Source organism: Draconibacterium orientale (genome assembly GCF_900111425.1).
Classification (GTDB): Bacteria; Bacteroidota; Bacteroidia; order Bacteroidales; family Prolixibacteraceae; genus Draconibacterium; species Draconibacterium orientale.
This window is the reverse complement of sequence record NZ_FOHT01000026.1, coordinates 39,496-65,947: the sequence shown is the minus strand read 5'-3', so window position 1 is coordinate 65,947 and position 26,452 is coordinate 39,496. Positions and strand designations below refer to the sequence as shown.

Sequence of the window (26,452 nt, the reverse complement as noted above, 5' to 3'; positions counted from 1 at the left end):
TTTACGACAATTAGATTAATGCTAATTTAGCTGATACTAAAACTTAAAATGATGAACTTACACCAACTTCTTTGCCTGTTTGTATTGGCTTTGTTTCTAAACTCATGTTCCAATAATTCTCAAACAACCAAACAACCCAATGTTGTAATTATCTTTCTCGACGATTCGGGGTATTCCGATTTCTCTCCTTTCGGGCAAACCCGTATTGCAACGCCTAACGTAACAAAACTGGCAGAAGAAGGAATAATGTTCCGTAATTTTTATGTACCACAGGCTGTTTGTTCGGCATCGCGTTCGGCACTTATTTCGGGCTGTTACCCCGGACGAACAAAAGTTTTTGGTGCACACGGCCCCGGCGGTCGCGGGCTGGAAACAACTTTCCCCACCATTGGCGAAGTATTTAATAATGCCGGATATAAAACGGCACTTTTTGGCAAATGGCATTGTGGCGATCAACCGGAAACACGGCCTCAAAACCGGGGATTTGATGAAACCTGCGGTTTGATGTACTCCAACGATATGTGGAGGCATCATCCTGAAAGCCCGGATTACTGGGGACAATGGCCTCTGCAATTTTGGGAGAACGGCGAAATTACTATTGAAGATGTAGATTCGGCCGACCAAAGAATGCTGACCAAATGGTACACCGAACATGCGGTTGATTTTATTTCGAAACACAAAGATGAACCGTTTTTAATGTACGTTCCACACGCCATGTCGCATGTTCCGCTGTTTTGCGGCCCCGGGTTTGAAGGCATAACCGGCAAAGGATTATACGCTGATGTTTTAACCGAGCTTGACTGGTCGCTTGGACAAATAAACCAGGCATTAAAAGACAATGGAATTGAGGAGAATACGATTGTGATTTTCTCATCGGATAACGGCCCGTGGATTTCTTATGGCAACCACGCCGGAACAACACCGTTTCGCGAAGCAAAAGGTACAACCTTTGATGGAGGAACGCGCTCGGCAACAATTATCAAGTATCCGGCAGAATTAAAAGGTAACCGGCAATCGACGCAGGCCTTAATGACCATCGATTTGCTGCCAACACTTTGCGAGGTGGCCAACATTCCGCTTCCCGAAACCGAAATAGACGGAAAAAACGTTTGGGACATTATCTCCGGAAAACCCAATGCTACAAATCCGCACGATTATTATGCTTTTACCAACAACAGCGAATTTCAGGCAGTACTATCGGGCAACGGAAAATGGAAACTACATCTTCCGCATAATTACCGCACAATGACGGATATAAAAGGCAAAGATGGAATACCCGGAAAATATGATTATTCGGCCAAAATAGAGCTTTCGCTGTTTGACATGGAAAATGATCCGTACGAAACAACGAACGTCATTCTTCAGCATCCCGACATTGCAGAAGAATTATTGGGCTACGCAGAAATACATAAAAAAAAGTTCTTTAGCGAAAACTAAAGAACTGTGCTATTAGCAACTGTCATCAACAGTGCCCTGATTAATGTTTAAAGCTTAAAAAACGATCGGGATTCGAGATATCAATCTGATTATTTAGAATTTCAGGACTGATTTCGCCTTTAACGTAAATCAGGGCATTGTCGTCGCCACCAACCAAAATCACCATTTCTTTTATTAACGATTCATCCATACGGCCAAAAATGGTTACGCTCTGATCTTCCTCCCGAACAACCATAAGCTGCTCGTAATCCTTCTTCTCGCTGATTTTTTTGTAAAATTCTTCATGTAAATCAATTCGGGCATTCAAATTATTGTCTTCAACAGCAATCACTTTAACTCCATCGATACTTTTCAGTAAATCCCGTTCGCTCTCTTCCAAATCGCCAATTCCGGCTGCAAGATGAATTACCCAGCCCGGCACCGAAACCGTAGTTACACCATCTTTAAAACGGTATTTGGAATAGGCTTCTGATACGCCCGATTCGTAAACACACGAGGTCATTAAAAAAAGACCTACCGATAAAATTAAAGCTATACGTTTCATGTCTTTGTTTTTGAATAAGACGTAAAGCACTAAATATCGTTACATGAAAATCAAAAACTTTATCAATTAACCAGAAAACGTGACAATCTGAGTGAATCAGGACTCATAAAAGTTTAGCAGCCGATCAAATTCTTCAGGAATTGGTGAATCAAAAGAAACCGTTTCTGAAGTTACAGGATGCTTAAATTCAAGCTTCCCGGCATGCAGGAAAAGCCGACGAATATCAGTATCAGCCAGAATAATTTTATTCAACGCAAAATCGCCGTGATGCGTGTCGCCAATAATATCAAACCTGTTTTTGGCAAAATGCTGGCGCAACTGGTGCCAGCGTCCTGTTTCGGGCTTAATTTCCACCAAACTCAATTCAATATCTGTTTTGTCTTTCGAAGCCAATTTTGTTTGAACGGTGCGCAAAGTTTTATAATGTGTTACAGCCGGCTTTTTAAACTTCGATTTCTTTTTTACCAACACTTTCGAGTCGAACGTTCCCTCTCCCGGATTTCCCTGCACGATGGCGTAGTAGGTTTTCTGTACCTCCTTCTGCTCAAACTGTTTGGTTAAAACACTGGCCACTTCCGACGATAATGCCAAAACCATCACTCCCGAAGTTTTCGAGTCTAAACGATGTACATTATAAATCCACTTCCCCGTTTCATCGCCAATTAATTTGGTTAAATATGGCGCATCGTTGGGCATAAAATCATTTTTATGAACCGGAAGCTCAATCGGCTTCTCAACAACAATTATCGCTTCGTCTTGATATAGTACTGGAATATTCATGCTTTGTTTAAATGCTCAAAGGTAGTATTATTCAGGTTCGTTCTTTATATTTCTTAACGCATGCAGTTAAACCACCACGAGTTCCGGTTGTTATAGGTGTATGAAACGAACATGAATTTTTATTCTTCAAATTTCATAAACATGAAGAATTAAAATTCATCGGGAGTTACATCGAATACAAATGATCTAAACAATTTTAATGAGATGAAAACAATTGTATTATTATTTATTCTCGGTTTAAGTTTTGTAAGTTACGCCCAAAATGAGCAACAAAATAAAGACACTAAAAAAATGGAATACAACAAATTAACAGAATTTGAACGCTACGTAATTTTAGAAAAAGGAACGGAACGCCCGTTCACCGGAAAGTACACGGATTATAAAGAAAATGGCACTTATGTGTGTAAACAATGTGGGGCAGCCTTGTATAAATCGACCGATAAATTTGATTCGCATTGTGGCTGGCCAAGTTTCGATGATGAGATTGACGGTGCAGTAAAACGAACGGTTGATGCCGACGGACGACGAACCGAAATTACCTGTGCCAATTGTGGCGGACATCTGGGGCATGTATTTATGGGTGAAGGTTTTACCGATAAAAACACCAGGCATTGCGTTAATTCTGTTTCGCTCGATTTTATTCCGGCGGAAAAGGATACAAAAAAAGGAAAACAATAATTGTTTTCCTTTTTTTGTATTGAGTGTATTGCCTGACTACTCTGTCATTTCTTTTACCTTCAGTCCTTCAATAAAAAACACGCGCTCTGCCGCTGCCTGATTTTCAGCAAGAACTTCATGCGCTGCTGCTGTTTCGGCATCTTCAACTTCGCCTTCTGCTTCACCATGCTCTTTACCCGGATTGTGAGCATCGGCTTCGGTTAAAACTTCCTTCAGAATACCTGTAATTTCCAATTCGCTTCCCATTTGCTCCTGCGTAAAAGCTCCGAGTTTTTCACCGGCTTCAACACGTATTGAGATATCTTCGGTACTTCCCATTAAAAAACAACGTTCACCGCCGTGCTGGCAAACATGAAATACTGTTCCTTTTACAACCACTTCGTTATCGGCTAACTCAGGCGCTTTCTGAAGAAGTTCGTCAACACTTAGCACTACTGCTGACTTCTCTGGTTCAACTTTAGCCTCCTGCTTTTTTGTTTGCTGACCACAGGCAAACAGAATTACCGCTAACAAACTAATTAATGCAATTTTTTTCATTTTCTTGATGTTTTGGATTTTTTATGTTGGTTAAAGATATAAAATTACAAAGATTAAAGGAACTACTAAGCCGGCAACTGTTAACCACCATCCCCAACGTTGCAAACCTCTTTTTCCCTTCAGAATAAACAAGCCAGAAACAGCTACAAACAACAGAATAACGGCCATTGTATCGCTCACCCATTTCCAGGCAGTTCCGAGAGTTGCCCGGTGAAGTTTGTTCATACCAAATATCAACGGACGACGCTGCAGATAGCGCATTCTTCCTTCTCCAGAGCCGGAATAAATTATTACTTCTCCATTGGCAATAAACACCTTTATATCGCCATCGTTGTCAACGTAATGTTTTTTATACACCACATCGGGCTGAACCTTTTCCACAATTTTTTGAATCTCGTCATCCGGATACGATTCTTGCGGCTGCAAATCGTGCTTAAAATCTGTAATGATAATTTTATAATCGGGATTGAAGTCGTGACGATGGTTTAAATAGATTCCCGACACGGCATAAACAATTGTCATAGCCACAATAAAGTACCCAAAATCGCGGTGTAAAATGCGTAGTAATTTCCGAATTTTCATCTTATTAAAATTGTTTATTTAATTGGTATAAGATGTAACTCCCGATGAAACGAAGTTCGGCCTGAGCCAATTTTAAAATGTTAAAATTCATGGTCGTTTCATGGATAAACTCTTTTGGAAGGTAAATATATGATAAATGGACTGATTAGCAGTTTAACAAAAACTATTAAATATTAACATTATTGGAAAATATTGATAGTCAATACAAACCGCATGAGGTTTACGATTCGGGAGTTTATTTAAGGTAAATTTGTCTTTATAAGAGAAATCAAGTATTGACACGAAAAACATATAGTTGTATATTGCACCTATCCTAGTGTACTAGGGCTCTGGTTTTATCACAACTTAATTGGGTACCTCCGGCTATTGAGCCGGAGGTTTTTTCTTGTCTTTTTCTAACAAAAGCCTGCTAAAAAGCTTTTATTTATCCATATAGAAGTCGTTAAGCGAAACCAGGTCTTCGGAGTTGCATACAGGGCATTTCTCATTCTTTTCAGAGTAATCGCTAAAACTTGCTTTGCAACTGTTGCATCTGAACCAGTTTTTATCAAAATAAACATCACCGCCTCTGAAAATAAGGTCTCTCCCCTCAACAAAAGCCGTTGCCACTTTATTTCGGGCTTCTTCGTAAATACGGGTAAGTGTCGGGCGCGAAACATCCATAAAAACGGCAGCTTCTTCCTGTGTAAGATTTTGGTAATCCAGCAAACGAATTGCCTCGTATTCTTCGAGGTGTAAAATAACTTCATTTGTTTTTCGTCCGCGAACACCATAAACCGACATACCTTTAATTACCGGAGGTACCTGGATCCTTCTGTTTCTTTTTCTTCTTGGCATATTAAATTGTGTTAAGTTTATTTAGTAAAAAGTGGTCAACCAGAACTAATGCAGCCATTGCCTCAACGATAGGAACAGCACGTGGAAGCACACAAGGATCGTGTCTTCCTTTTGGATTAATTTTTATGTTTTGCTCATCCTTGTCGAGCGTTTGTTGTTCTTTTAATAAGGTAGCGATGGGCTTAAAAGCAACATTAAAATAAATGTCCTCGCCGTTGGAGATTCCTCCCTGAATGCCACCTGAGTTATTTGTTTTTGTACGAACGCCTTCGTCTGTTTTTATAAAAATATCGTTATGTTCCGACCCACTGAGTTTTGTTCCGTCAAAACCGGAACCGTACTCAAATCCTTTTACGGCATTAATTCCGAGCATTGCAAAGCCCATGTCGGCATGCAGCTTATTAAAAACGGGTTCGCCCCAGCCTGCAGGCACTCCGGTAGCAACACCGGTAATTACACCACCAACGGTATCGTGTTCGCGCCCGGCTTTTTCAATTCGGGCTATCATTTGCTCTGCTACTTCCTGATCGGGGCAACGTACAATGTTATTCTCGGTTGCAGTGAGATCAAGTTCTTTGTAGCTTTTTTGCAATTTAATTTCTCCAACCTGAGAAACAAAAGCCTGAATAGAAACACCTGCTTTTGCCAGAATTTGTTTGGCAATTGCTCCGGCTACAACACGTGCTATAGTTTCGCGTGCCGATGATCTGCCGCCTCCGCGATGATCGCGTGTACCGTATTTTTTAGTGTAGGTATAATCGGCGTGCGACGGACGGAATACATCTTTTAGATCGTTGTAATCGTTCGAGTGTTGGTCTTTGTTCCAAATAGCAAACGCAATTGGAGTTCCCTGGGTTTTTCCGTCAAATACACCAGAAAGAAACTCTACCTGATCCGGTTCTTTACGTTGTGTTGTAATTTTCGACTGTCCTGGTTTTCTTCTGGCCAGGTCATTTTGAATTAAATCTATATCGAGTTCAACCCCTGCCGGACAACCATCGATTATACCACCAATTCCTCGTCCGTGAGATTCGCCAAAAGAGGTTAAGCGAAATATCTTTCCAAAAGTGTTCATCTGTAAAATATTGTTTGTTACTTTTTGTAACAATTACATCTTGTGTTATTGGCATCTACAGGAAAAGTAGTTGATTTTCACACAATCAGCTCTATAAAATAAGAAACCCCGTTTCCATTGTAAGATGAAAACAGGGTTAAAATAATTAAATTGAACTTATTATCAAAATTTATTAGCAGCCACAGCCGCAGCCACCACCGCTTTCGGTTCCGCATGAACCGTCGCCACAGCTATCGGTAGAACATCCGCCACCGCTGCCACAGCCACAACCTCCTCCACCTGAAAGGATTTGCGCAACTTCTTCGTCTGATGCTTCGCGAACGTCAATAACTTTACCTGCAAAAAACAAATCTTCGCCCGCCAATGGGTGGTTAAAATCCATTTTAACAGTTTCATCGTTTACATCTAAAACCAATCCGTTTAAACGCTGACCGTTACTGCTCATCATTGGTACAGTATTTCCAACTTTAATCAATTCTGCGTCGAATTCACCATTCACCAAAAACACATTTTTGGGCAATTCAACAATTGCTTCGTTGTTTACGGCACCGTATGCTTCTGTGCTATCAATTTTAATTGTGAATGGATCGTCTTGTTTTAAGCCGATCAATTCAGATTCGAATTTTGGTAGCATCATACCTGCTCCGTAAAGAAACTCTAAAGGTTGTTCAGTTGTTGCCTGCTCAACCAGTTCTCCCTGCTCGTTGTCGATACGAAGATCGTACGTCAACTTCACCATTTTATATTTTCCAATCTCTAACATATTCTTTAATTCTTAATGATCTGCAAAATAAGTTATTTTCAGTTTTACAACAAAATACTTGCAGCTCCTTTATTCAGTTTTAACATTAATTTTTATTATTCTTGAAAACCACTTCCGGTTTCGTTATCGCTCTGTAAACCAATAGTGCGCCAATAACAACGAAAGGAACACTTAACCACTGCCCCATGTTCAATGCCATACCGGCTTCAAATGCTTCCTGGTCTTCTTTTATAAACTCGATAAAGAAACGAGCTGAGAAAATAAGAACGAAAAATGCGCCCAGCAATAAACCCGGACGGTTTTTGGCACTTGTTTTCCAATATAAATACGTTAACACACCAAACGAAATGAGGTAAGCTAATGCTTCGTATACCTGTGTAGGGTGTTTTGCTACGGTTTCGCCGTTTCTTTCAAAAATTATACCCCACGGCAATGCTGTTTGAATTCCGTATATCTCAGAGTTCATAAGGTTTCCGGTGCGGATAAATGCTGCAACCAAAGCCGTTGGAACTACAATGCGATCGAGTGTCCATAGCATGGTTCGTTTGGTTATCCATTTTGAATGCAGGTACATGGCAATTAAAATACCAAGCGCCCCGCCATGACTGGCCAGTCCGCCATGCCAAACTTTTATTATTTCGCCCGGATTTTGCGAGTAATAATCCCATCCATAAAAGAAAACGTGGCCGAGACGTGCACCAACAACCGTGGCGATAATAATGTAAAAGAACAGACTGTCGATCCATTTCTGGTTTACATTTTCTGATTTTAGCATTTTTTCGCCAATGTAATAGCCAATTAAAAATCCTGAGGCAAACAATAACCCATACCATCGTATTGACAGTGGCCCGAGGCTAAAAATTTCAGGATCGACATTCCAGTGAATGAAGTTCAGTAAACTGATCATATTCATCATGTAGTTTGATTATAAGTCACCACCTCTACCGTGGCATTGTTTGTATTTTTTGCCGCTTCCGCAAGGACAAGGATCGTTACGACCAACACGTTTTTCAACCTTAACAGGCTGTGGTTTGGCCTTTTCGGCCGTATTTGTATTGGCTCCTTCCATGGCATTTTCGGCCGATGGAAGTTCTGACTTCTGTGTTTTATAACGGCTCATATCCGTTCTACGTCGTACTTCTGCCTCACGAACCTGCTCCGGGCTCTGAATCGGAATCTGTCCTTTCATTAAGGTTGAAACAACATCCTTATTCACTTTGGCAACCATTATCTTAAACAGGTTAAACGACTCGAACTTGTAAATTAACAATGGGTCTTTTTGCTCGTAAGTAGCATTTTGTACCGATTGTTTTAATTCGTCCATTTCGCGAAGTTGTTCTTTCCACGATTCATCGATCGTGTTCAGCACAATTTGTTTCTGGTACGATTTTACCAATTCCTTACCTTTATTATTGTAGGCCTTTTCAAGGTTACAAATAATCTGGAATACACGTTTTCCATCGGTTATCGGGACAACAATATTTTTGTAAACCTCTTTTTTGGTTTCGTAAACATTTTTAATTACCGGATAAGCTTGTTGCGCAATGGTTTCAACTTTACGGTTGTAATTGTTGATCATTTTTTCGTAAATACTCTCGGTTACCGCTGCAGCATTCAAACTCTTAAATTCTTCCTGACTAACAGGCGATTCCAGCGAAAGCAAACGCATCAGTTCCATGTTGAAATCTTCGAACATATCGGAACCGTGGTATTCATTTACCAACTCTTCAACCGAGTCGTACATCATGTTCAGCACATCAACTTCCAAACGTTCGCCATATAATGCATGGCGACGTTTTTTGTAAATCACTTCGCGCTGCGAGTTCATTACATCATCATATTCAAGCAAACGCTTACGAATACCGAAGTTATTCTCCTCAACCTTTTTCTGCGCCCGTTCAATCGATTTCGAAATCATGGAGTGTTGAATCACCTCTCCGTCTTCCAAACCAAGCTTGTCCATTACTCCGGAAATACGATCGGAGCCAAACAAACGCATCAAATTATCTTCCAGCGAAACGTAGAATTGCGAAGACCCCGGATCTCCCTGGCGTCCTGCACGTCCTCGCAACTGTCTGTCAACACGTCGGGAGTCGTGACGTTCGGTACCAATAATTGCTAAACCACCGGCTTTTTTAACCTCGTCGGTCAGCTTGATATCGGTACCACGACCTGCCATGTTAGTTGCAATTGTTACTGCTCCGGCCTGACCGGCTTCGGCAACAATATCAGCCTCGCGTGCGTGTAATTTCGCGTTCAAAACGTTGTGCTTAATACCTTTTATTTTCAGCATTCGGCTTAACAACTCCGATATTTCAACCGAAGTTGTACCCACCAATACCGGACGACCTTTTTTGTTTAGTTCAACAATTTCGTCGCTTACCGCATTGTATTTTTCGCGCTTGGTTTTGAAAACCATGTCTTCCCTGTCGTCGCGAACAATCGGACGGTTGGTGGGAATTACCACCACTTCCAGTTCGTAGATGTCCCAGAACTCGCCTGCTTCCGTTTCAGCAGTACCGGTCATACCGGCCAGTTTGTGGTACATTCTGAAATAGTTCTGAAGCGTAATGGTTGCGAAAGTTTGCGTTGCAGCTTCCACTTTCACCTGCTCTTTGGCTTCAATTGCCTGGTGTAATCCATCAGAATAACGACGACCTTCCATAATACGACCGGTCTGTTCGTCAACAATTTTCACCTTATTGTCCATCACCACATATTCCACATCTTTTTCAAACATGGCATATGCTTTTAACAACTGGTTTATGGTATGAACTCGCTCTGATTTTATCGCGTAGTCCTGCAGTAACTTATCTTTTTCAAGCTGAATGTCTTCCGGCGCTTTCTCACTGTTTTCCAGCTCGGCCATTTTTCCACCCATATCAGGCAAAACGAAGAATTCAGCATCTTCAAAACCGGCAGAAATCAAATCGATACCTTTATCGGTAAGCTCTACCGAGTTTTGTTTCTCTTCGATAATAAAAAACAGCGGATCGGTTACAATGTGCATGTTTTTGCTGTTCTCTTGCATGTACAGGTTTTCTGTTTTTTGCATAACAGCTTTCATGCCATCCTCGCTCAAAAATTTAATGATCGATTTGTTTTTAGGCATCCCTTTGTGGGCACGCAATAAAAGCAAACCACCTTCTTTTTTCTCGTCGGAAGTTGCATCGGGTTTGGTAAGCAGGCGCTTGGCATCAATAAATATTTTATTGACCAATTCGCGCTGCGCCCGGTATAATTTTTCTACGTAAACTTTCAGTTCTTCAAACTGCTGGTTATCGCCTTTTGGTACCGGCCCCGAAATAATAAGTGGCGTACGTGCATCATCAACCAACACCGAGTCAACCTCATCGACAATGGCATAATGATGTTTGCGCTGCACCAAATCCTCGGGATTGATGGCCATGTTATCGCGCAGATAATCGAAACCAAATTCATTGTTGGTTCCGAATGTAATATCCGAGTTGTATGCTTTTCTTCGTGCTTCAGAGTTTGGCTGGTGCTTATCGATACAATCAACCGATAATCCGTGGAACTCGTATATTGGCCCCATCCACTCGGCATCACGTTTCGACAGGTAATCGTTCACCGTTACAATGTGTACCCCTTTTCCGGTAAGTGCATTCAAAAACACAGGTAAAGTTGCTACCAGCGTTTTTCCTTCTCCGGTTGCCATCTCGGCAATGTTCCCCCGGTGAAGTACCACACCACCAATCAGCTGCACATCGTAGTGAACCATGTTCCAGGTTACCCGGTTTCCTCCGGCTAACCAACTGTTTTCCCATATGGCTTTGTCTCCGTTAATTTTAATGCTGTCGCGGGTTGTCGAAAGATCGCGGTCGAAATCGTTGGCAGAAACCTCAATAGCTTCATTTTCTGCAAACCGTCGTGCTGTATCTTTTACTACAGCAAAGGCAGTTGGCAGAATTTCATTGAGAACTTCTTCTATTTTCTCATCAATTTTTTCTTCCAACTTGTCGATACGTTCGTATATCTTTTCGCTTTCCTGAATTTCAACTTCTTCAACTTCTACTTTTAAAGCAGCAATTTCGTCTTCTTCAGGTTTAATTCGGTCGGCTATAATTTGCTTTAATTTCGCCGATTCGGCCCTAAGATCATCATGAGATAATTTGGAGATTCTTTCGTATTCCTCTTTTATTTTATTGATGATAGGAGTTATTTCTTTAATATCCCGCTCCGATTTGTTTCCCAGCAATTTTCCCAGGATCTTATTTACAAATGCCATCTGTGCAACTTATATTTAAATTATATGAAACCTGTGCAAATGTAATTAATTGTACAGGCTAAAAAAACATTCGATTTACTTATTACTAATAATTATGCCAAATATAAACTGGATTATTTTATAGACAGAATTTCATACTTTAAACTGCAATATGTGACAATCACGTCAGAATATCATGAAAGAGGCACTAAAGTTTCCATTTTCTGCTATTGTGTGGCGATTACTTTTGAGCAGGACACCTCTTTTTATAAGCACAGAATATTTGTTAAGAATGAATAAAACAAATCCTATTTTTATTCGACAATAAAATAAGACTTATCTATCTTTTTTAACAAACCACAAAACACTGAAATACTGATTATTACACACAACAAAGTTGGAGCAAAATAGAAAAACCAGTAAAAAATCTAAGAATTTTATTGCAAATAAGTTTGTAGTATTAGAAATTATACGTAACTTTTTTTTCGAAAACGATAAGATAAAAACATTAAAAAATCATTTTCGTTGTAAAGAACTTATAAGTTGAGGATAGTAACATGGATTAGAAAATGTTTTCAACTTTAAGTACTGCACAAACACAGAATAATAAATAAGGGTAATCATTTATTTTCTGTATTCTCACCCAAAATAAGTTGTACCAGTGCATTATTAGTGTAATTGTTTTACAGAAATTAAAAATTTTGTGATTCATTGTAGGGAGACCTCTGTTCAATTTCACACTATTTATACATTTTCTGTAAAATAATTTAAAAGGACAAAAAGCATTTATATTAAACTATAAATGCTTTGACGAAAGGCTTTTTCGTCTTCGGATTTGTTAAGACTTTGTGATTAACTGTAGGGATACCTTTATTCTTTTTCAAAAAAAAGAAGAGAATACCAGAACGCCTCCAAAAGTATGACTTAGAGCAATTAAGCAGCTTTTTTTTAAACTTTTAATTCCAATATTTTATAAATAAATTTTAAGAATTAAGAGCCTTAAACTTTGAAAAACGAAAAAAAAGAGTGGTAGAGGGTTTGTTTATACAAAAATAGAGAGCAACTATTGTTCTTTCCTTAAAGAAATTAAACCACCCAACCAAATTACAGCTCCACTCTTAGAAAAGTTCAATCAATACCTAAATCAGTCTTTTCCATACCAAAAACTATTCAGATGGTAAAAAAGAGATTTAAAAAATCTGAAATAGCCCAAATACTTCAGGAAAATAGAGATGGCAAATCTATTCAGCAAATTATAGATGAATATGGAATTAGCCAGGCTACATTTTACAACTGGCGGGCCAAATATGGGAAAAGCAATTCAGACGAACTTTTAATGATTAATAAACTCAAAGAAGAAAATGATCGCTTAAAACGTATGTATGCCGACTTAAGTTTGGAGAACTTAATTTTAAAATCAAAACTAGAAAAACAGAATTGATATAAAAATAGCTAGTGCTACTAACTGTTTTGTTCTTATTGAAAACAATAACTCTTAAAATATAAAAAATGAAGCTGGAAGAACCATCGTATTTTTGGTATGCTATTTATACCAAACCGAATAGAGAGAGAAAAATTCTGGAAAATTTAAAAGAGCAAAATTTAACTTGTTATCTCCCACTACAAGAATCATTACGAATATGGAGCGACAGAAAAAAATGGATTGAAGCGCCTTTGTTTAAAAGCTATGTTTTTGTTAAAGTGAGTTATAAAGAATTTTTTAATGTTCTTAGTATTCCGGGAGTAATTCGCTACGTAAGTTTTGGAGGAAAAGCACAAGCAATTCCAGAAAAACAAATTGAAGACATTAAAATTTTTGTTGAACAAGACAAAACAAAAATTGCCATAACAAAAGAAAACATTGCGCCAGGCACAAAAGCAGAGGTTTTATATGGTGCACTAAAAGGAGTTCGTGGAGAGATCGTCAAATTCAACGGAAAATTCCGAATTCTAATTCGTATTCCCATGATGGGGTACTGCTTACATGCCAACATCTCGAAAGATGAAATAAAAATACTTAAGCCCGAAAAACAATCTGACGAGTTAAAAAAGCGAACCCTCCCCCAAAAAAGTATCGCAAAAACATCAGTAAGATTCTAATGACCACAAACTGCAGGCTTAAACGCTAACTAACATCTACACATCTCTTTCAAATAGAATTACATCTACAATCACTCTCATAATTCTTAAAAATGAAAAAATGAAAGTACTTATACTTGCAGGAGGATTAGGTTCCCGCCTATCCGAAGAAACAGATATTAAACCTAAACCAATGGTTGAAATAGGTGGCAAACCCATCCTATGGCACATAATGAAAATCTACTCCCACTACGGATTTAATGACTTCATTATTCTTCTTGGCTATAAAGGATATGTTATTAAAGAATATTTTGCCAATTACTACATGCACCAGTCCGACATTACCTTCGATATGGAATCGAACGAAATGAAAATTCTGAACAATCAATCGGAACCCTGGAAAGTTACCTTGATTGATACGGGCCTTAACACCATGACTGGTGGACGAATTAAAAGGGTTGCAAAATACATTAATAACGAACGTTTTATGCTCACCTATGGTGACGGAGTTGCTAATATCAATATCCAGAAATTGTTGGAATATCATACCTACAACAATAAACTTATTACAATGACATCGGTTCAACCAGAAGGAAGATGGGGGTCGTTAGTAATAAACGAGAAAAATGAAGTAACGAAATTCCAGGAAAAATTAAGTGGAGACGGGCAATGGATAAATGGTGGTTTTTTTGTTTGCGAACCAGAAGTGCTAAACTACATAGAAGGAGACTCTACTGTTTTTGAAAGAGCTCCGTTGGAAAACCTGGCTTTTGATAAAGAATTAGTTACTTATAAACATGAAAATTTCTGGGTTCCGATGGACACTGCTCGCGACAAACGACACCTGGAAAGACTAATAGAAGCTGACAATGCCCCATGGATGATCTGGAACAAGATTCCGACCGATAAATATCAAAAAACAATCAGGCCATGAGGTCAAAGGTTACTTCATCACTCTTAACGCACAATCTGTTTCTGTAAAATCAATAATAATCTAATCGATAAACGAACTTGTAATATTTCGACATCTAAAAATATGATTAAAACAAATGCAAGTTCCGCACTACACCTTTAAAAACCAACAATTTTAAATAGTATGAAAATATTAATAACCGGCAATATGGGCTATGTTGGTCCGGGAGTTGTTAGTCAACTTCGAAAAACCCATCCAAACTCCAGGTTAATTGGTTTCGACACTGGTTTTTTTGCAAGACATCTGACAAATTCGGCCATTTTACCCGAAACCAAACTCAATGAACAGATTTTTGGCGATGTTAGAAATTTCGACACGGAAATTCTTAATAATGTTGATGCCGTTATTTACCTGGCCGCCATTTCAAACGACCCCATGGGAAACAAATTTGAACAAATAACCATGGATATTAATTACAAAGCAACCATTGAGCTTGCAAAAGCAGCAAAAGCCAAAGGTGTTCGTGCGTTTATTTTTGCCTCGAGTTGCAGTGTTTACGGCGCAGCAGACGATGCTGCAAAAATTGAGACCGATACCTTAAACCCACTTACAGCTTATGCCCGATCAAAAATTGCTGCAGAAAAAGATCTGGAAACCATAGCTGATAAAAATTTTACAGTAACCTGCCATCGCTTTGCTACAGCATGTGGGGCCAGCAACCGGCTACGTCTTGATTTGGTAGTAAACGATTTTGTAGCCGGTGCAGTTACCTCTAAAAAAATCGACATTTTAAGCGACGGAACTCCCTGGCGACCTCTGATTAACGTGTTCGATATGGCCAGGGCAATTGATTGGTCGGTTACGCGAAAACCGGAACAAGGTGGTAACTTCCTGGCTGTTAACACCGGCAGTAATGAATGGAACTACCAGGTAAAAGAACTCGCCGAAGTTGTTGCAGAGGTTGTTCCCGGTTGTAAAGTATCAGTCAATGCAGATGCACCTCCTGACAAGCGTTCATACAAAGTTAATTTCGATCTGTTCAAAAAACTGGCTCCTAATCATCAACCCATCTATAGCCTAAAACCCAGCATACAAAACCTGTATGACCAATTAACAAACATGGGATTTAATGACGCCAATTTCAGGTCATCTTCACTTATGCGATTAAACGTAATTAACCAGCTACTTGAAGCAAAAACTCTTGATGATAACTTGAGCTGGAACTGGTAATCCGTAATCCATGAAACAAGATATAATTATAATTGGAGGGGGAATTGTTGGACTTGCAACCGCCTTGTATCTAGCGGAAAACAATCCTTCAAAAAAGATTACAGTTCTTGAAAAAGAGGCCAAAGTTGCCCTGCACCAAACCGGTAATAACAGCGGAGTTATACATGCAGGAGTTTATTATAAACCGGGTAGTCTGAAAGCCATTAATTGCCGGAAAGGTTATCAAAAACTAATCGATTTTTGCGAGAACGAAAACATCAAATATGATTTGTGCGGAAAGTTAATAGTTGCTACCCGCGAAGATGAATTGCCGCGGCTTGAGGATCTTTGGGAAAGAGGTATTCAAAACGGATTGGTTCGGATGAGAAAAGTGCACCGGGAAGAAATTAAAGCTTACGAACCACATGCCTCGGGAATAGCTGCCATACATGTGCCATACACCGGGATAATTGATTATGGCGATTTGAGCAATAAATATGCTGAAATTTTTACCGAAAGGTTTGGTGGGCACATAAAGCTGAACACCAAAGTTGAAAAAATCGGTTTGATTAATAATGGTGTTACCATCGAAACAAATCAGAATACATATACGTGCCGAATTCTAATTAATACAGCAGGCTTGTATTGCGATAAAATTGCGGCCTTGTCTGAATCGGAACTAAATGTACGAATCATTCCATTCAGAGGAGAATATCACCAACTAACCGAAGCGAAAAGTCACCTGGTGAAAAACCTCATATACCCTGTCCCCGATCCGAATTTTCCATTTTTGGGTGTTCATTTTACACGGATGATACATGGTGGTATTGAAGCCGGCCCCAATGCTGTATGGGCATTTAAACGAGAAGGTTACACGAAATACTCATTTAAATGTACTGAATTTTTAGAGTCACTCGCATGGCCTGGATTCAGGAAAGTAATGCGCCAATACTGGAGAATGGGATTAGGAGAATACTACCGATCGTACAATAAAGCTGCCCTGGTTAAAGCACTGCAAAAGCTGGTGCCTGAGATTCAATATGATGACATAAAAACGGGAGGCGCCGGAGTAAGAGCGCAGGCATGCGATCGTAACGGAAAGCTGATTGACGATTTTCTGATTTCTGAAAACAAGCATATCCTTAATGTCTTAAACGCACCATCTCCGGCAGCCACAGCTTCGCTAGCAATAGGAGAAACAATAGCCCAAAGGGCAATGAGCAAACTGACTTAATCAAATTTTCGCCAAAATATAAATACACACGAACAGCACATTATGAAATCAAAAACAGCTTTTAACAAATGTAATTTCTGCAAATCTTCGTTAACGCATGAAGTTACCGACCTTGGAATGCAACCACTCTGCCAGGATAGAATAAAACCTGAAGACCTGAACAAAATGGAACCACATTTCCCTTTGAAGGTTTATATTTGTGAAAATTGCTATCTAACCCAGGTACCAGAAAGTGCTTCGCCCGAACAGATTTATCGCGATTATGGGTACTATTCATCATTTTCCGACACATGGCTCAACCATGCAAAAAGGTATGTTAACCATGCGATGAAACAATTTAAAATAACCTCAAATAGTTTGGTTACCGAAATTGCCAGTAACGATGGATATCTGTTACAATATTTTGTTGAAAAAGGAATTCCGGTTCTTGGGGTTGAGCCATCAGAAGGGGTTGCCGACTATGCCATTAATGAAAAGAATATCAGAACGGAAAAAAAGTTTTTTGGTGTTAATACCGCAAAAGAGCTGGTTGAAAAATACGGAAAATCAGATTTAATAATAGGAAATAACGTATTGGCACATGTCCCCGACATTAATGATTTTGTTGAGGGAATGAAGATATTTCTAAAAGACGAAGGCGTTATTACAATGGAATTTCCGCACCTGATGCGACTTGTGGCCGAGAACCAATTTGATACAATTTATCATGAACATTTCTCCTATCTTGCATTTACCGTTGTTCAGAAAATATTTTCAAAACACGATCTTGAATTGTTCGATGTTGAAGAACTTACAACACATGGCGGTTCAATACGGATATATGCACATCATAAAAATGACACGAAAAGGAGCATCCAACAAAGCGTATTCGACCTAATGGAGACTGAACACAAGGCAGGTATGAATAACCTGCAATATTACGATTCGTTTAACGAAAAAGTAAAAGAAACCAAGCGCAACATTTTGGCCTTTCTGATTCAGGCAAAAAATGAAGGGAAACACATAGCCGGTTATGGAGCACCCGGCAAAGGAAACACACTTTTAAATTATTGTGGTATCCGATCTGATTTTTTGGACTATACAGTTGACAGAAGCCCACATAAACAAGATACCTTCCTGCCCGGTTCTCACATTCCGGTTTATCATCCTGAAATGCTGAAATCTACTAAACCTGACTATGTTTTTATACTTCCCTGGAACTTAAAAAAGGAAATTATCAGTCACCATAAATATGTATTCGACTGGGGCGGAAAATTTGTTGTTCCAATTCCCCGGCTAACTGTTATCGATCACGCCTATGCAGAAAAGAATCATTACTGCGTAGAAGAAATCGGTTAATCATTTATCTTAAGCAGCACAACAAACTCATCCTCATTTTTCCCTATGAAAGTAGTTTTATTTTGCGGTGGACAAGGAATCCGACTCCGAGAATATTCGGAACAGATTCCCAAACCAATGGTAACAATTGGTTATCGTCCAATTCTTTGGAATGTAATGAAATACTACGCCAGTTACGGACACAAAGATTTTATTCTTTGCCTCGGATATAAGGGCGATTACATAAAAAACTATTTCATTAATTACAACGAAACACTATCGAATAATTTTGTCTATACCAAAGGAGGCAGTGAAATCGAGCTTCTAAATTCGGATATAGACGATTGGCGAATAACCTTTGTTGATACCGGTTTAAACTCAAACATAGGTATGCGACTATTGAAAGTGAAAGAATACCTTAAAGATGAAGATTTATTTTTGGCTAATTATAGTGATGGATTAACAGACCTCCACCTACCTGATATGCTAGACTGGTTTCTAAATGATAAAAGCAAAACTGCTGCTATTATGGCCTACCAACCAACACAAAGTTTCCATGTCGTACAACGTAAAAATGATGGAACTGTAAAGAAAATTAGCCATATTGGATCGGCCGGATTGCATATTAATACCGGTTATTTCATTCTTCGCAAAGAGATTTTTGACTACATGGAGCAAGGTGATGAATTGGTGGATCAACCATTCAGTCGCTTGATTAAAGAAAACAAACTCATTTCATGGGAACATAACGGTTACTGGGCTAGCATGGACACGTTTAAAGATAAAAAGAATCTGGATGACATTTATGCACAGGGGAATCCTCCCTGGGAAGTTTGGACACGCTTTGAAAATCAGGAAAAGAAAAAAACTAAATTAATTAAAAGATTTACGAAATATGTTGTCCTTTAAATTTCAGAACGATACTCCATTAAAAATCCTTTGTTTAGGGGCACATTGCGATGATATTGAGATAGGAGCAGGTGGTACCCTACTTAAGATAATTCAAGAAAATGAAGTTAGCCACCTTAGTTGGATAGTTTTCGCATCTAACAAAATAAGAAAGCAAGAAGCTCTTATAAGTGCTCATAGGTTTGTAGAAGATATCCCTAACAATAAGGTTTCAATAAATACATTTCGAGATGGTTTTCTTAAAACCGAATTTGTGAAAATAAAGGAATATTTTGAGGAACTAAAAAAGGATATTGACCCCGACCTGATATTCACACATTATAGAAAAGACAGGCATCAGGATCATCGTTTAATAAGCGATTTAACCTGGAATACCTGGCGAAATCATATGATACTAGAGTATGAAATACCAAAATACGATGGTGATTTGGGAATCCCTAATTTTTACGTTCCACTCCAAGAAGAAATTATACACAAAAGGAACAAGATAATCTTGGAAAGCTTTATTTCTCAGCAAAATAAACATTGGTTTGATGAGGCAACTTTTAACGCACTCCCCCGCCTAAGAGGAATAGAATCAACATCAAGATTTGCAGAAGCATTTTATGTTAGAAAGTTGGTGATTTAAGCGACAATATTCAACTATACATTTGAGCTTAAAACCGGCACTTGTTAACTTGATGATTGGCAGAGAATCACTTCTTTTCATTACTGTCTCCAAGATATCTGCTTAATAAAAGAACACTATAAATAAGAGCAAAATATGACGTTAGTTATCAAATCAAAACAAATATTACGTAAAATAAGGAAATACTATTTACAAAAACAAAATGCAAAAACACCTATAAGAAATAGAATAACGATAAAAATTGAGCTCTACAACCAACTAGATAAAACAACATTATCGGCAATTGACAATATATTCAAAAAAGTATTCAATCGCACATTAAGTTCTGATCAGGAGTGGCACACCCCGCACTTGATTGCGATTGCCTATCTAAGGAATAAAATTATCAGCATCAGATATATTATTAAAACAAGTGCACTGTTTGATTCCAAACCAGTTATTGTAGGAGGAACTGGAGGGCTTTTAACCTTGCCATCTTACAGAGGCTTTGGAATTGCAAAAAAAACATTCAAATATGTTGACAACCATCTTTTTAACCAACTAAATGTAGAGTGTGGATTATTTATTTGCGGGGAACAACTAGTACATTATTACCGCAAGCTTGGTTGGTATAGATCAAAAAGCCAACTGTTTTATTACAAGGATAATATCAGAACAGAATTAGTTGAATATTGCGTCATGTTAAAGAGTAAGAATAACAAATATCAACCTAATATTATTGAAATAAATGGGGAACTATGGTAGAAATTTCTTTATAAAACAACACAATGAAGCATTTACACTGCCCTTCTTGTAACAGCCATAAAACAGAAGAATTCTTTCGGGTAAAAAACGCACCTGTTCAAAGTGTGGTTACTGTAAAATCATACGAAGAAGCAATATCAATTCCTCGGATGGATATTACACTGGCTTTTTGTAATTCATGTGGTTTTATTTACAACAGCTCTTTTGACACCAGTATTGATTACTACACAAAAGGATATGAAGACCAGCAAGGTTATTCGCCAACATTTAAGAAGTTTATTACCGAAATTACCAACCGGTTTATTAATAAATACAATGTTCGGAATAAAGATGTTGTGGAAGTAGGTTGTGGCAAAGGCGATTTTTTAAACCTGATTTGTGAATTAGGCAACAACAGAGGTATTGGAATTGATCCGGCCTATGTTAATGGCCGATTAAAACCAAATCCGAATGTTTCATTCGTAAAAGAATTCTATTCAAGCGAACATGGCAAATTGCCTAACGATGTAATTGTGTGCAGGCACACACTGGAACACATTCACAATACAAAAACTTTTTTAGATACGATAAAACAATCCATACAGGCAAAGAATGAAGTAATTGTATTTTTCGAAGTTCCCAGCATCGTTCGCATTTTAAAAGTCCAGGCTTTTTGGGATATCTTCAACGAACACTGTTCCTATTTTAGTCCGGGTTCACTGGCACGCCTGTTTAAAACGTCTGGGTTCGAAGTTCTGGATCTATATCAGGAATATGAGGAACAATATTTGTTTATCGAAGCAAGAGTATCGCAAAATTCGTCACAGCAAATTCACGCCATAGAAGAAAGTATTGAGCAGCTCCGCAAACACGTTAATGAGTTTGCAATAAAAATAAATCATCAATTGAACAGCTACAAAAAGTTACTTCAAAAGTTAAAAGATGAAAACAAAAAAGTTGCGTTATGGGGCGGTGGTTCAAAGTCAGTAGGTTTTTTGACACATTTTGATGAAATGAAAGTAATTAAGCATGTTGTTGATATAAATCCTCACATGCAAGGTAACTATATTCCGGGAATTGGTATTCAGTACGTACATCCCAAAATTCTTCATTTGTTTAAACCAGATACCATTATTATAATGAATGCCGTTTATAAAACGGAAATAGAAAAAATGTTAACTGAAATGGACCTTTTTCCTGAGCTAATTTGTTTATAGGCCGTTAAGGTCAAAATTTATCTAAATGGCAAACTCCGGAATAATTTATTGCTGATTATGCCTTATTGCTATGCAATATCTATCCACGCTTAAATAACTGATCTATATAAGATTAACATTTTACAGTTTTATCTCACTTAAAAACAAGAGACATGAAAAAAAATTTACTTTTACTTGTTTTGAGTATTGCATTCTTTCAGTTTGCAAATTCTCAGGTTATTGAACTCGTTGGGATTGGTGTAGAAAATACCAATCCTTCAACGCTTTACATTTCCGATCGGGGCACAGTTGACCATGTTGTAGTAGAAGCGGCTTCAGTATTTCGGGGCACCACACCTGCTGATGTTACTTTTTCTGATGCTAATGAAAATTACACTGTTTCATTCAACCTTGCAGAACAAGACTTTGCTCCAACCGTTCCGAATGGAGTAAGCCAACATTGGGGATATTACACTGCAACTTTCACCGATGTTGATGCGGGAGGAATTACTCTCCAGAATTACGACCAGTTGGAAAATGTAATCTCTTTCACGGCATATGTTTACCGATCGGGTGGAGATCCGGATGTGTACAGTATTGTTGAATATGATCATGCCTTTGTATTTCACAATGGAGCCGCTGATCCTTTAACTTACAACTTTACTTTACCATGGAGCATGGAAGCACGTGATATCGAAGTAGATATTCCGATTAGTGAGCTAACTGAAGACCATCGGTACGTTGTTATTAAACTAACTGCAGGGGCAGAAACTGAGGAATTAGAATTTGACTCTAATAATCTTGGACATCTTTTAAATATCCAAAACATTATGCTCTCAAATATCCCGGGCGATGTTACTGAGGTAAGCTTAGAGATCTATTCTCCAAATTATCCTGTTGATGATAAAGTAGGCGATTCATTTCTTACAGGTACCATCTTACTAACAACCACAGTTAACCAGGGCTGTACTTATACCCAGGGATACTGGAAAACCCACTCCGAATACGGACCGGCCAGCAAACCTGACGCTACCTGGAACGAACTCTCAGATGGTCCTGATACTGAATTTTACTTATCAGGAATGAGTTGGATCGATTTATTTAATACTCCGGTAAAGGGAAATGTGTATTATAATTTGGCGCACCAGTTTATGGCCGCCTACCTAAATACCTTACGAGGAATATATGTTCCTTCTGAAGTTGAAGATGCTCTAACTGATGCTATGTCCATTTTTGAGGTAGATGAACCTGGCTACTACGAAAAGGTAAAAGGCAAAACAGATGCAAGTAAAGAAGAAATCAAAGAACTGACTGATCTTGCTTCAATACTTGCCGATTATAATGAAGGAAGAATTGGTTCTGGTCATTGTGACGACGAATCCTATTATATGGAAAAATCGGCATTCATAACTGCTCCTGATGAGATGGGAGTCGTTGATTTACAAGTTTATCCAAATCCAGTAAAAGGAATAGCTACAATTTCATTCACTCCTAAAGTTAGTTCAAAAGCTACCATTGACATTTATAATTCAACCGGCCAAAAAGTCAGAAGAATTTATGATAAAAATGTGGTAGAAAACATTCCGGAAACTCTGCGTTTCGAAAGTACACGATTTAATGAAGGTCTTTATCTCCTGGTCATTCAAAATGGTGCCAGCAAACAAATCACAAAAGTTATAATAAAAAGGTAAGTTATTTTCATTATATATTGAGGTTGGCTGAGATTAATAAGGGTGTACAATAAAAGCATCTCAGTTTCTAATAGTATTCCATAAGAATAACAAAGACACCCTTGTTTTTTATCACTCCGTTCTGGAGTTAGGAAATGACGGTTTCCGTGTCAAGTTTTTATTCTATAATAACAACTCAATTTTATGGCATAAGATTTTTCTACGGGAACTGTTGTTTCCTTTTCATTAAATACACCAAAACATATTCCTCTTTTTTAGTAATTTATTCAATATTATTCCCTAAATAACGGATAAGACATCATGTTCGAAATTCCCTAAAGTAAACGAAACAATATAATCATGACTAATATTGCTCAAGTATTACGCTTCTATTCATTAAATGAAATTATGGATTTTAAAGACCAGGGGGGAGAATACCCCGGACATAATATGTGGGGCTATGATCAAATAAAAGAATATGGATATTATATTAATGAAATTAATTTCAACAAAGAAAGCTTCTTTAATAAACTAGGTAAGAAAATCAAAATCCTAAATCTCCAGCAACAATTAAATTTATTACGAGATTCGAACAATTATAATATCATTTACAGTCCTTTTATTGAAGATGTTTTCTTGCTAGCATTATTAAAAACACTGGGGCTTTATAATAAACCTATCATCGGGATGGGTATCGATGATCATACTCCGTATAAGAAAAATATTTTCAAAAAATTACGGCAGAAAATTGTACGATATATATATATTCATGGTATCGATAACTTACTTTATATAACTGAAAAAACCTACTTAAAATCCAACGAGTACAGTAAATTAAAAAATGGACACAGCTTCTCTAGGTCATGGGGAGCAGATTTGGACTTTATCAATTCATTTATAGATAAACAAACCGAACCTCCAACGCTGGACTATATATATTCAACGGGTGGCTCAGGTCGAGATTATAAAACATTAATTGAAGCTTTTGCTGAAATCAACTTTAATCTCAGAATAACAACAAAACGAGATATGGAGCAAAGCATAACGAAACAACTAACACCAAATATTTCCATTAACAATACGATAAAACCAGGCTTAGACTCCGTCAGTATTATGCGGAAAGAATATTATGATGCATTGGCTGTTGCGATACCATTAAATGGAGCAATCCAGAATGCCCCAATTGGCCTTACAGTTATTTGGGAAGCTTTGGCCATGGGTAAACCTATAATTTGCACAAAAAACCAACTCCACCAGTTTGATTACGAAAAAGAAAAAGTTGGTTTTATTATTAATGACAAAGATATTGAAGGTTGGAAACAATGCATTAAATACCTTATTAACAATCCTGATGAAGCTAAAGAGATGGGAGCAAGAGGAAGGTATTTATGCGAGAAGAAATATAACTACAAACTATTTTCTAAAGAGATTATTGAAAGAGTTAATTATTGGAATCATCAACATGATATTGAATATAAAACTTTAAAAAGAAAATTTAAACAACCAACACTCTAATTTTTTAAATGTACTAGTGCAACTTCGTAAAGCATCCAAAATTTAATAGAGACAAAGCAAGAAAAAGTTATGAATAATAAATTCCCCATGCATAATTTCCTTTAATATGGATGAGCACAAAAATATTTCACTGAGTCAACTTAAGGAAAAAACGTTAACTGGATTTAAATGGTCATTCTTCGATAATGTTGGTCGGTTAGGTGGACAATTTGTAATTGGAATAGTATTGGCCCGTTTACTTGATCCTGTTGATTTTGGGCTAGTTGGGATGCTTACCATCTTTATTGTTATTGGCAGCTCTCTTACGAACAGTGGTTTTGGCCAAGCCTTAATTCAGAAGAAAGATGCAGGTGATGTTGACTTTTCTACCGTATTCTATTTCAATGTCTTCACAAGTATATTTCTTTATATTCTTGTTTTTGCATGCTCCGCACTAATATCAAGATTCTATAATGAAACAGACCTTATTTCTCTGACCCGAGTTCTATGTCTTATTTTTATTATTGATGCTTTTGGCCTAGTTCACCGAACCTATTTAGAAAAAAAATTAAATTTCAAAGCTCCTTCCATAATCGGAGTTGTAAGTATTTTTACGTCAGGCGCAATTAGCATTTATCTTGCATTAAAAGGCTTAGGCGTATGGGCTTTAGTTTGCAATTCAATTTTAAGAAGTTTTATCACCACAACTTTATTGTGGATATTAAGCGGATGGAAACCTTCTTTTGTTTTTAGATTCAAATCGTTTAAGGTTTTATTTTCATATGGATCTAAAATATTAATAGCAGGAATACTAAACTCAATATTTAACAACATCTATTATCTTATAATTGGTCGATTTTTTCAAGCTGCAAGTTTAGGTTACTATACAAGGGCGGTTCAATTTTCCAACTTACCTGTAAATACATTAACTGTTGTTGTACAAAAAGTTGCCTACCCTGTTTTTTCTCTTATGCAGGATAACAATCCTAAACTTATAGTAGGATATACCAAAATAATCCGAATACTGGCTGCAATAGCTCTCCCTCTAATGGCTTTAATCTACATTATTGCAAAACCGATAATTATAGTTGTTCTGGGAGACAAATGGCTACCAGTTGTCCCCTATTTAAGAATTATGTGCATTTATGGCTGGATATTTATATTATATTCTATTAATAATATAGTAATTACAGCTAAGGGAAGAAGCGATTACTATCTACAATTACAGATTATAAACAAAATAATTATTGCAGGAGCGATTGCAATAACATACAAACACGGAGTTTCAGCATTAATTTACGGACAAATGGGAGCAACGGTTCTTACCTATTTGGCAAGTAGTTGGTATTTAAAAAAAGTAATAGATATTTCCATCGGGTATCAATTGAAAAATATTTTACCGTTCTTTATTTCCACCATACTTATGTTTGCTGCTAGTATTCCAGTCTCTCATTTAATATCCAGCGATATAATACGTATACTATGTAGTACATTATGGGGAATATTTATCTACACAGCCTCCTTATGGATGATGAAAATTGGAGAACTGGAAACCTGCATAAGATTCGTCAAAAATAATATGAAACAATTTTATATTAAAGCCAAGTTATAATTACTGT

24 protein-coding genes are annotated in these 26,452 nt (G+C 37.7%); 15 read left to right on the top strand and 9 right to left on the bottom strand.

From position 1 onward, the window contains the following. Window positions 1–48 precede the first annotated feature (48 nt). Entirely contained in the window at window positions 49–1,437 is a 1,389-nt protein-coding gene (locus tag BMW53_RS14460; protein ID WP_051568014.1) for a sulfatase family protein, read from the top strand. 40 nt (window positions 1,438–1,477) lie between these two features. Here BMW53_RS14460 and BMW53_RS14455 read toward each other — a convergent pair whose 3' ends face one another. Next, on the bottom strand, window positions 1,478–1,981 hold the full coding sequence (locus BMW53_RS14455) for a DUF4252 domain-containing protein (RefSeq protein WP_038561905.1): 504 nt from the start codon (window positions 1,979–1,981) through the stop codon (window positions 1,478–1,480). Window positions 1,982–2,077: 96 nt separating this feature from the next. After that, window positions 2,078–2,761 (bottom strand): RluA family pseudouridine synthase, encoded by a 684-nt coding sequence (locus BMW53_RS14450; protein ID WP_051568013.1) that lies wholly within the window; start codon window positions 2,759–2,761, stop codon window positions 2,078–2,080. A 204-nt stretch (window positions 2,762–2,965) separates the two neighbouring features. On the opposite strand from BMW53_RS14450, the gene BMW53_RS14445 reads away from it, so the two are divergent. Beyond that, the gene (locus BMW53_RS14445) at window positions 2,966–3,439 is read left to right on the top strand and encodes a methionine-R-sulfoxide reductase (protein WP_074780847.1); all 474 of its coding nucleotides are present in this window, start codon (window positions 2,966–2,968) and stop codon (window positions 3,437–3,439) included. Window positions 3,440–3,475: 36 nt separating this feature from the next. Here BMW53_RS14445 and BMW53_RS14440 read toward each other — a convergent pair whose 3' ends face one another. The 7 genes from BMW53_RS14440 to secA all read right to left on the bottom strand — a co-directional run bounded on the left by BMW53_RS14440 (window position 3,476) and on the right by secA (window position 11,482). Beyond that, window positions 3,476–3,976, bottom strand: coding sequence for a hypothetical protein (locus BMW53_RS14440; protein ID WP_051568012.1), 501 nt, complete (start codon window positions 3,974–3,976; stop codon window positions 3,476–3,478). 30 nt (window positions 3,977–4,006) lie between these two features. Continuing rightward, window positions 4,007–4,558 (bottom strand): PepSY-associated TM helix domain-containing protein, encoded by a 552-nt coding sequence (locus BMW53_RS14435; RefSeq protein WP_038561903.1) that lies wholly within the window; start codon window positions 4,556–4,558, stop codon window positions 4,007–4,009. 420 nt (window positions 4,559–4,978) lie between these two features. Continuing rightward, window positions 4,979–5,395 (bottom strand): DUF134 domain-containing protein, encoded by a 417-nt coding sequence (locus BMW53_RS14430; RefSeq protein WP_038561900.1) that lies wholly within the window; start codon window positions 5,393–5,395, stop codon window positions 4,979–4,981. 1 nt (window position 5,396) lies between these two features. Continuing rightward, complete coding sequence (gene aroC, locus BMW53_RS14425) at window positions 5,397–6,470, bottom strand: chorismate synthase (RefSeq protein ID WP_038565341.1); 1,074 nt, start codon at window positions 6,468–6,470, stop codon at window positions 5,397–5,399. A gap of 172 nt (window positions 6,471–6,642) precedes the next feature. Then, entirely contained in the window at window positions 6,643–7,233 is a 591-nt protein-coding gene (locus tag BMW53_RS14420) for an FKBP-type peptidyl-prolyl cis-trans isomerase (protein WP_038561897.1), read from the bottom strand. An 85-nt stretch (window positions 7,234–7,318) separates the two neighbouring features. Further along, window positions 7,319–8,149: a prolipoprotein diacylglyceryl transferase gene (gene lgt, locus BMW53_RS14415; protein ID WP_245749050.1), complete on the bottom strand. Its 831-nt coding sequence runs from the start codon at window positions 8,147–8,149 to the stop codon at window positions 7,319–7,321. Between the two features lie 9 nt (window positions 8,150–8,158). After that, window positions 8,159–11,482, bottom strand: coding sequence for a preprotein translocase subunit SecA (gene secA / locus BMW53_RS14410; RefSeq protein ID WP_038561892.1), 3,324 nt, complete (start codon window positions 11,480–11,482; stop codon window positions 8,159–8,161). Window positions 11,483–12,635: 1,153 nt separating this feature from the next. Here secA and BMW53_RS14405 point away from each other — a divergent pair. From BMW53_RS14405 to BMW53_RS14345, 13 genes are all read left to right on the top strand, one after another. Then, window positions 12,636–12,902, top strand: a complete 267-nt coding sequence (locus BMW53_RS14405; protein WP_038561891.1) for a transposase — start codon at window positions 12,636–12,638, stop codon at window positions 12,900–12,902. Window positions 12,903–12,970: 68 nt separating this feature from the next. Next, complete coding sequence (locus BMW53_RS14400; protein ID WP_051568011.1) at window positions 12,971–13,561, top strand: UpxY family transcription antiterminator; 591 nt, start codon at window positions 12,971–12,973, stop codon at window positions 13,559–13,561. A gap of 100 nt (window positions 13,562–13,661) precedes the next feature. Beyond that, the gene (rfbF, locus tag BMW53_RS14395; RefSeq protein WP_051568009.1) at window positions 13,662–14,474 is read left to right on the top strand and encodes a glucose-1-phosphate cytidylyltransferase; all 813 of its coding nucleotides are present in this window, start codon (window positions 13,662–13,664) and stop codon (window positions 14,472–14,474) included. Between the two features lie 162 nt (window positions 14,475–14,636). Then, on the top strand, window positions 14,637–15,683 hold the full coding sequence (locus BMW53_RS14390) for an NAD-dependent epimerase/dehydratase family protein (protein WP_038561888.1): 1,047 nt from the start codon (window positions 14,637–14,639) through the stop codon (window positions 15,681–15,683). 10 nt (window positions 15,684–15,693) lie between these two features. Further along, window positions 15,694–16,896 (top strand): L-2-hydroxyglutarate dehydrogenase, encoded by a 1,203-nt coding sequence (lhgD, locus tag BMW53_RS14385; RefSeq protein ID WP_038561884.1) that lies wholly within the window; start codon window positions 15,694–15,696, stop codon window positions 16,894–16,896. A 42-nt stretch (window positions 16,897–16,938) separates the two neighbouring features. Further along, window positions 16,939–18,234, top strand: a complete 1,296-nt coding sequence (locus tag BMW53_RS14380) for a class I SAM-dependent methyltransferase (protein WP_051568008.1) — start codon at window positions 16,939–16,941, stop codon at window positions 18,232–18,234. Between the two features lie 45 nt (window positions 18,235–18,279). Next, window positions 18,280–19,122, top strand: coding sequence for a sugar phosphate nucleotidyltransferase (locus tag BMW53_RS14375; protein ID WP_074780844.1), 843 nt, complete (start codon window positions 18,280–18,282; stop codon window positions 19,120–19,122). Next, window positions 19,109–19,750, top strand: coding sequence for a PIG-L deacetylase family protein (locus tag BMW53_RS14370; RefSeq protein WP_038561881.1), 642 nt, complete (start codon window positions 19,109–19,111; stop codon window positions 19,748–19,750). Before BMW53_RS14375 ends, BMW53_RS14370 begins: the two co-directional genes overlap by 14 nt. A gap of 135 nt (window positions 19,751–19,885) precedes the next feature. Continuing rightward, window positions 19,886–20,494 carry a hypothetical protein gene (locus BMW53_RS14365; protein WP_038561878.1) on the top strand — a complete coding sequence of 203 codons (609 nt, stop codon included), beginning with the start codon at window positions 19,886–19,888 and terminating at the stop codon, window positions 20,492–20,494. Window positions 20,495–20,517: 23 nt separating this feature from the next. Next, complete coding sequence (locus tag BMW53_RS14360) at window positions 20,518–21,690, top strand: class I SAM-dependent methyltransferase (protein WP_051568006.1); 1,173 nt, start codon at window positions 20,518–20,520, stop codon at window positions 21,688–21,690. Between the two features lie 152 nt (window positions 21,691–21,842). Further along, entirely contained in the window at window positions 21,843–23,360 is a 1,518-nt protein-coding gene (locus BMW53_RS14355; protein WP_038561875.1) for a T9SS type A sorting domain-containing protein, read from the top strand. Window positions 23,361–23,699: 339 nt separating this feature from the next. Beyond that, window positions 23,700–24,854: a glycosyltransferase gene (locus tag BMW53_RS14350; protein WP_081804899.1), complete on the top strand. Its 1,155-nt coding sequence runs from the start codon at window positions 23,700–23,702 to the stop codon at window positions 24,852–24,854. 106 nt (window positions 24,855–24,960) lie between these two features. Beyond that, a complete protein-coding gene (locus BMW53_RS14345) occupies window positions 24,961–26,445 on the top strand; it encodes a lipopolysaccharide biosynthesis protein (protein WP_051568005.1) in 1,485 nt (494 codons plus the stop codon). The last annotated feature ends 7 nt before the right edge of the window (window positions 26,446–26,452 follow it).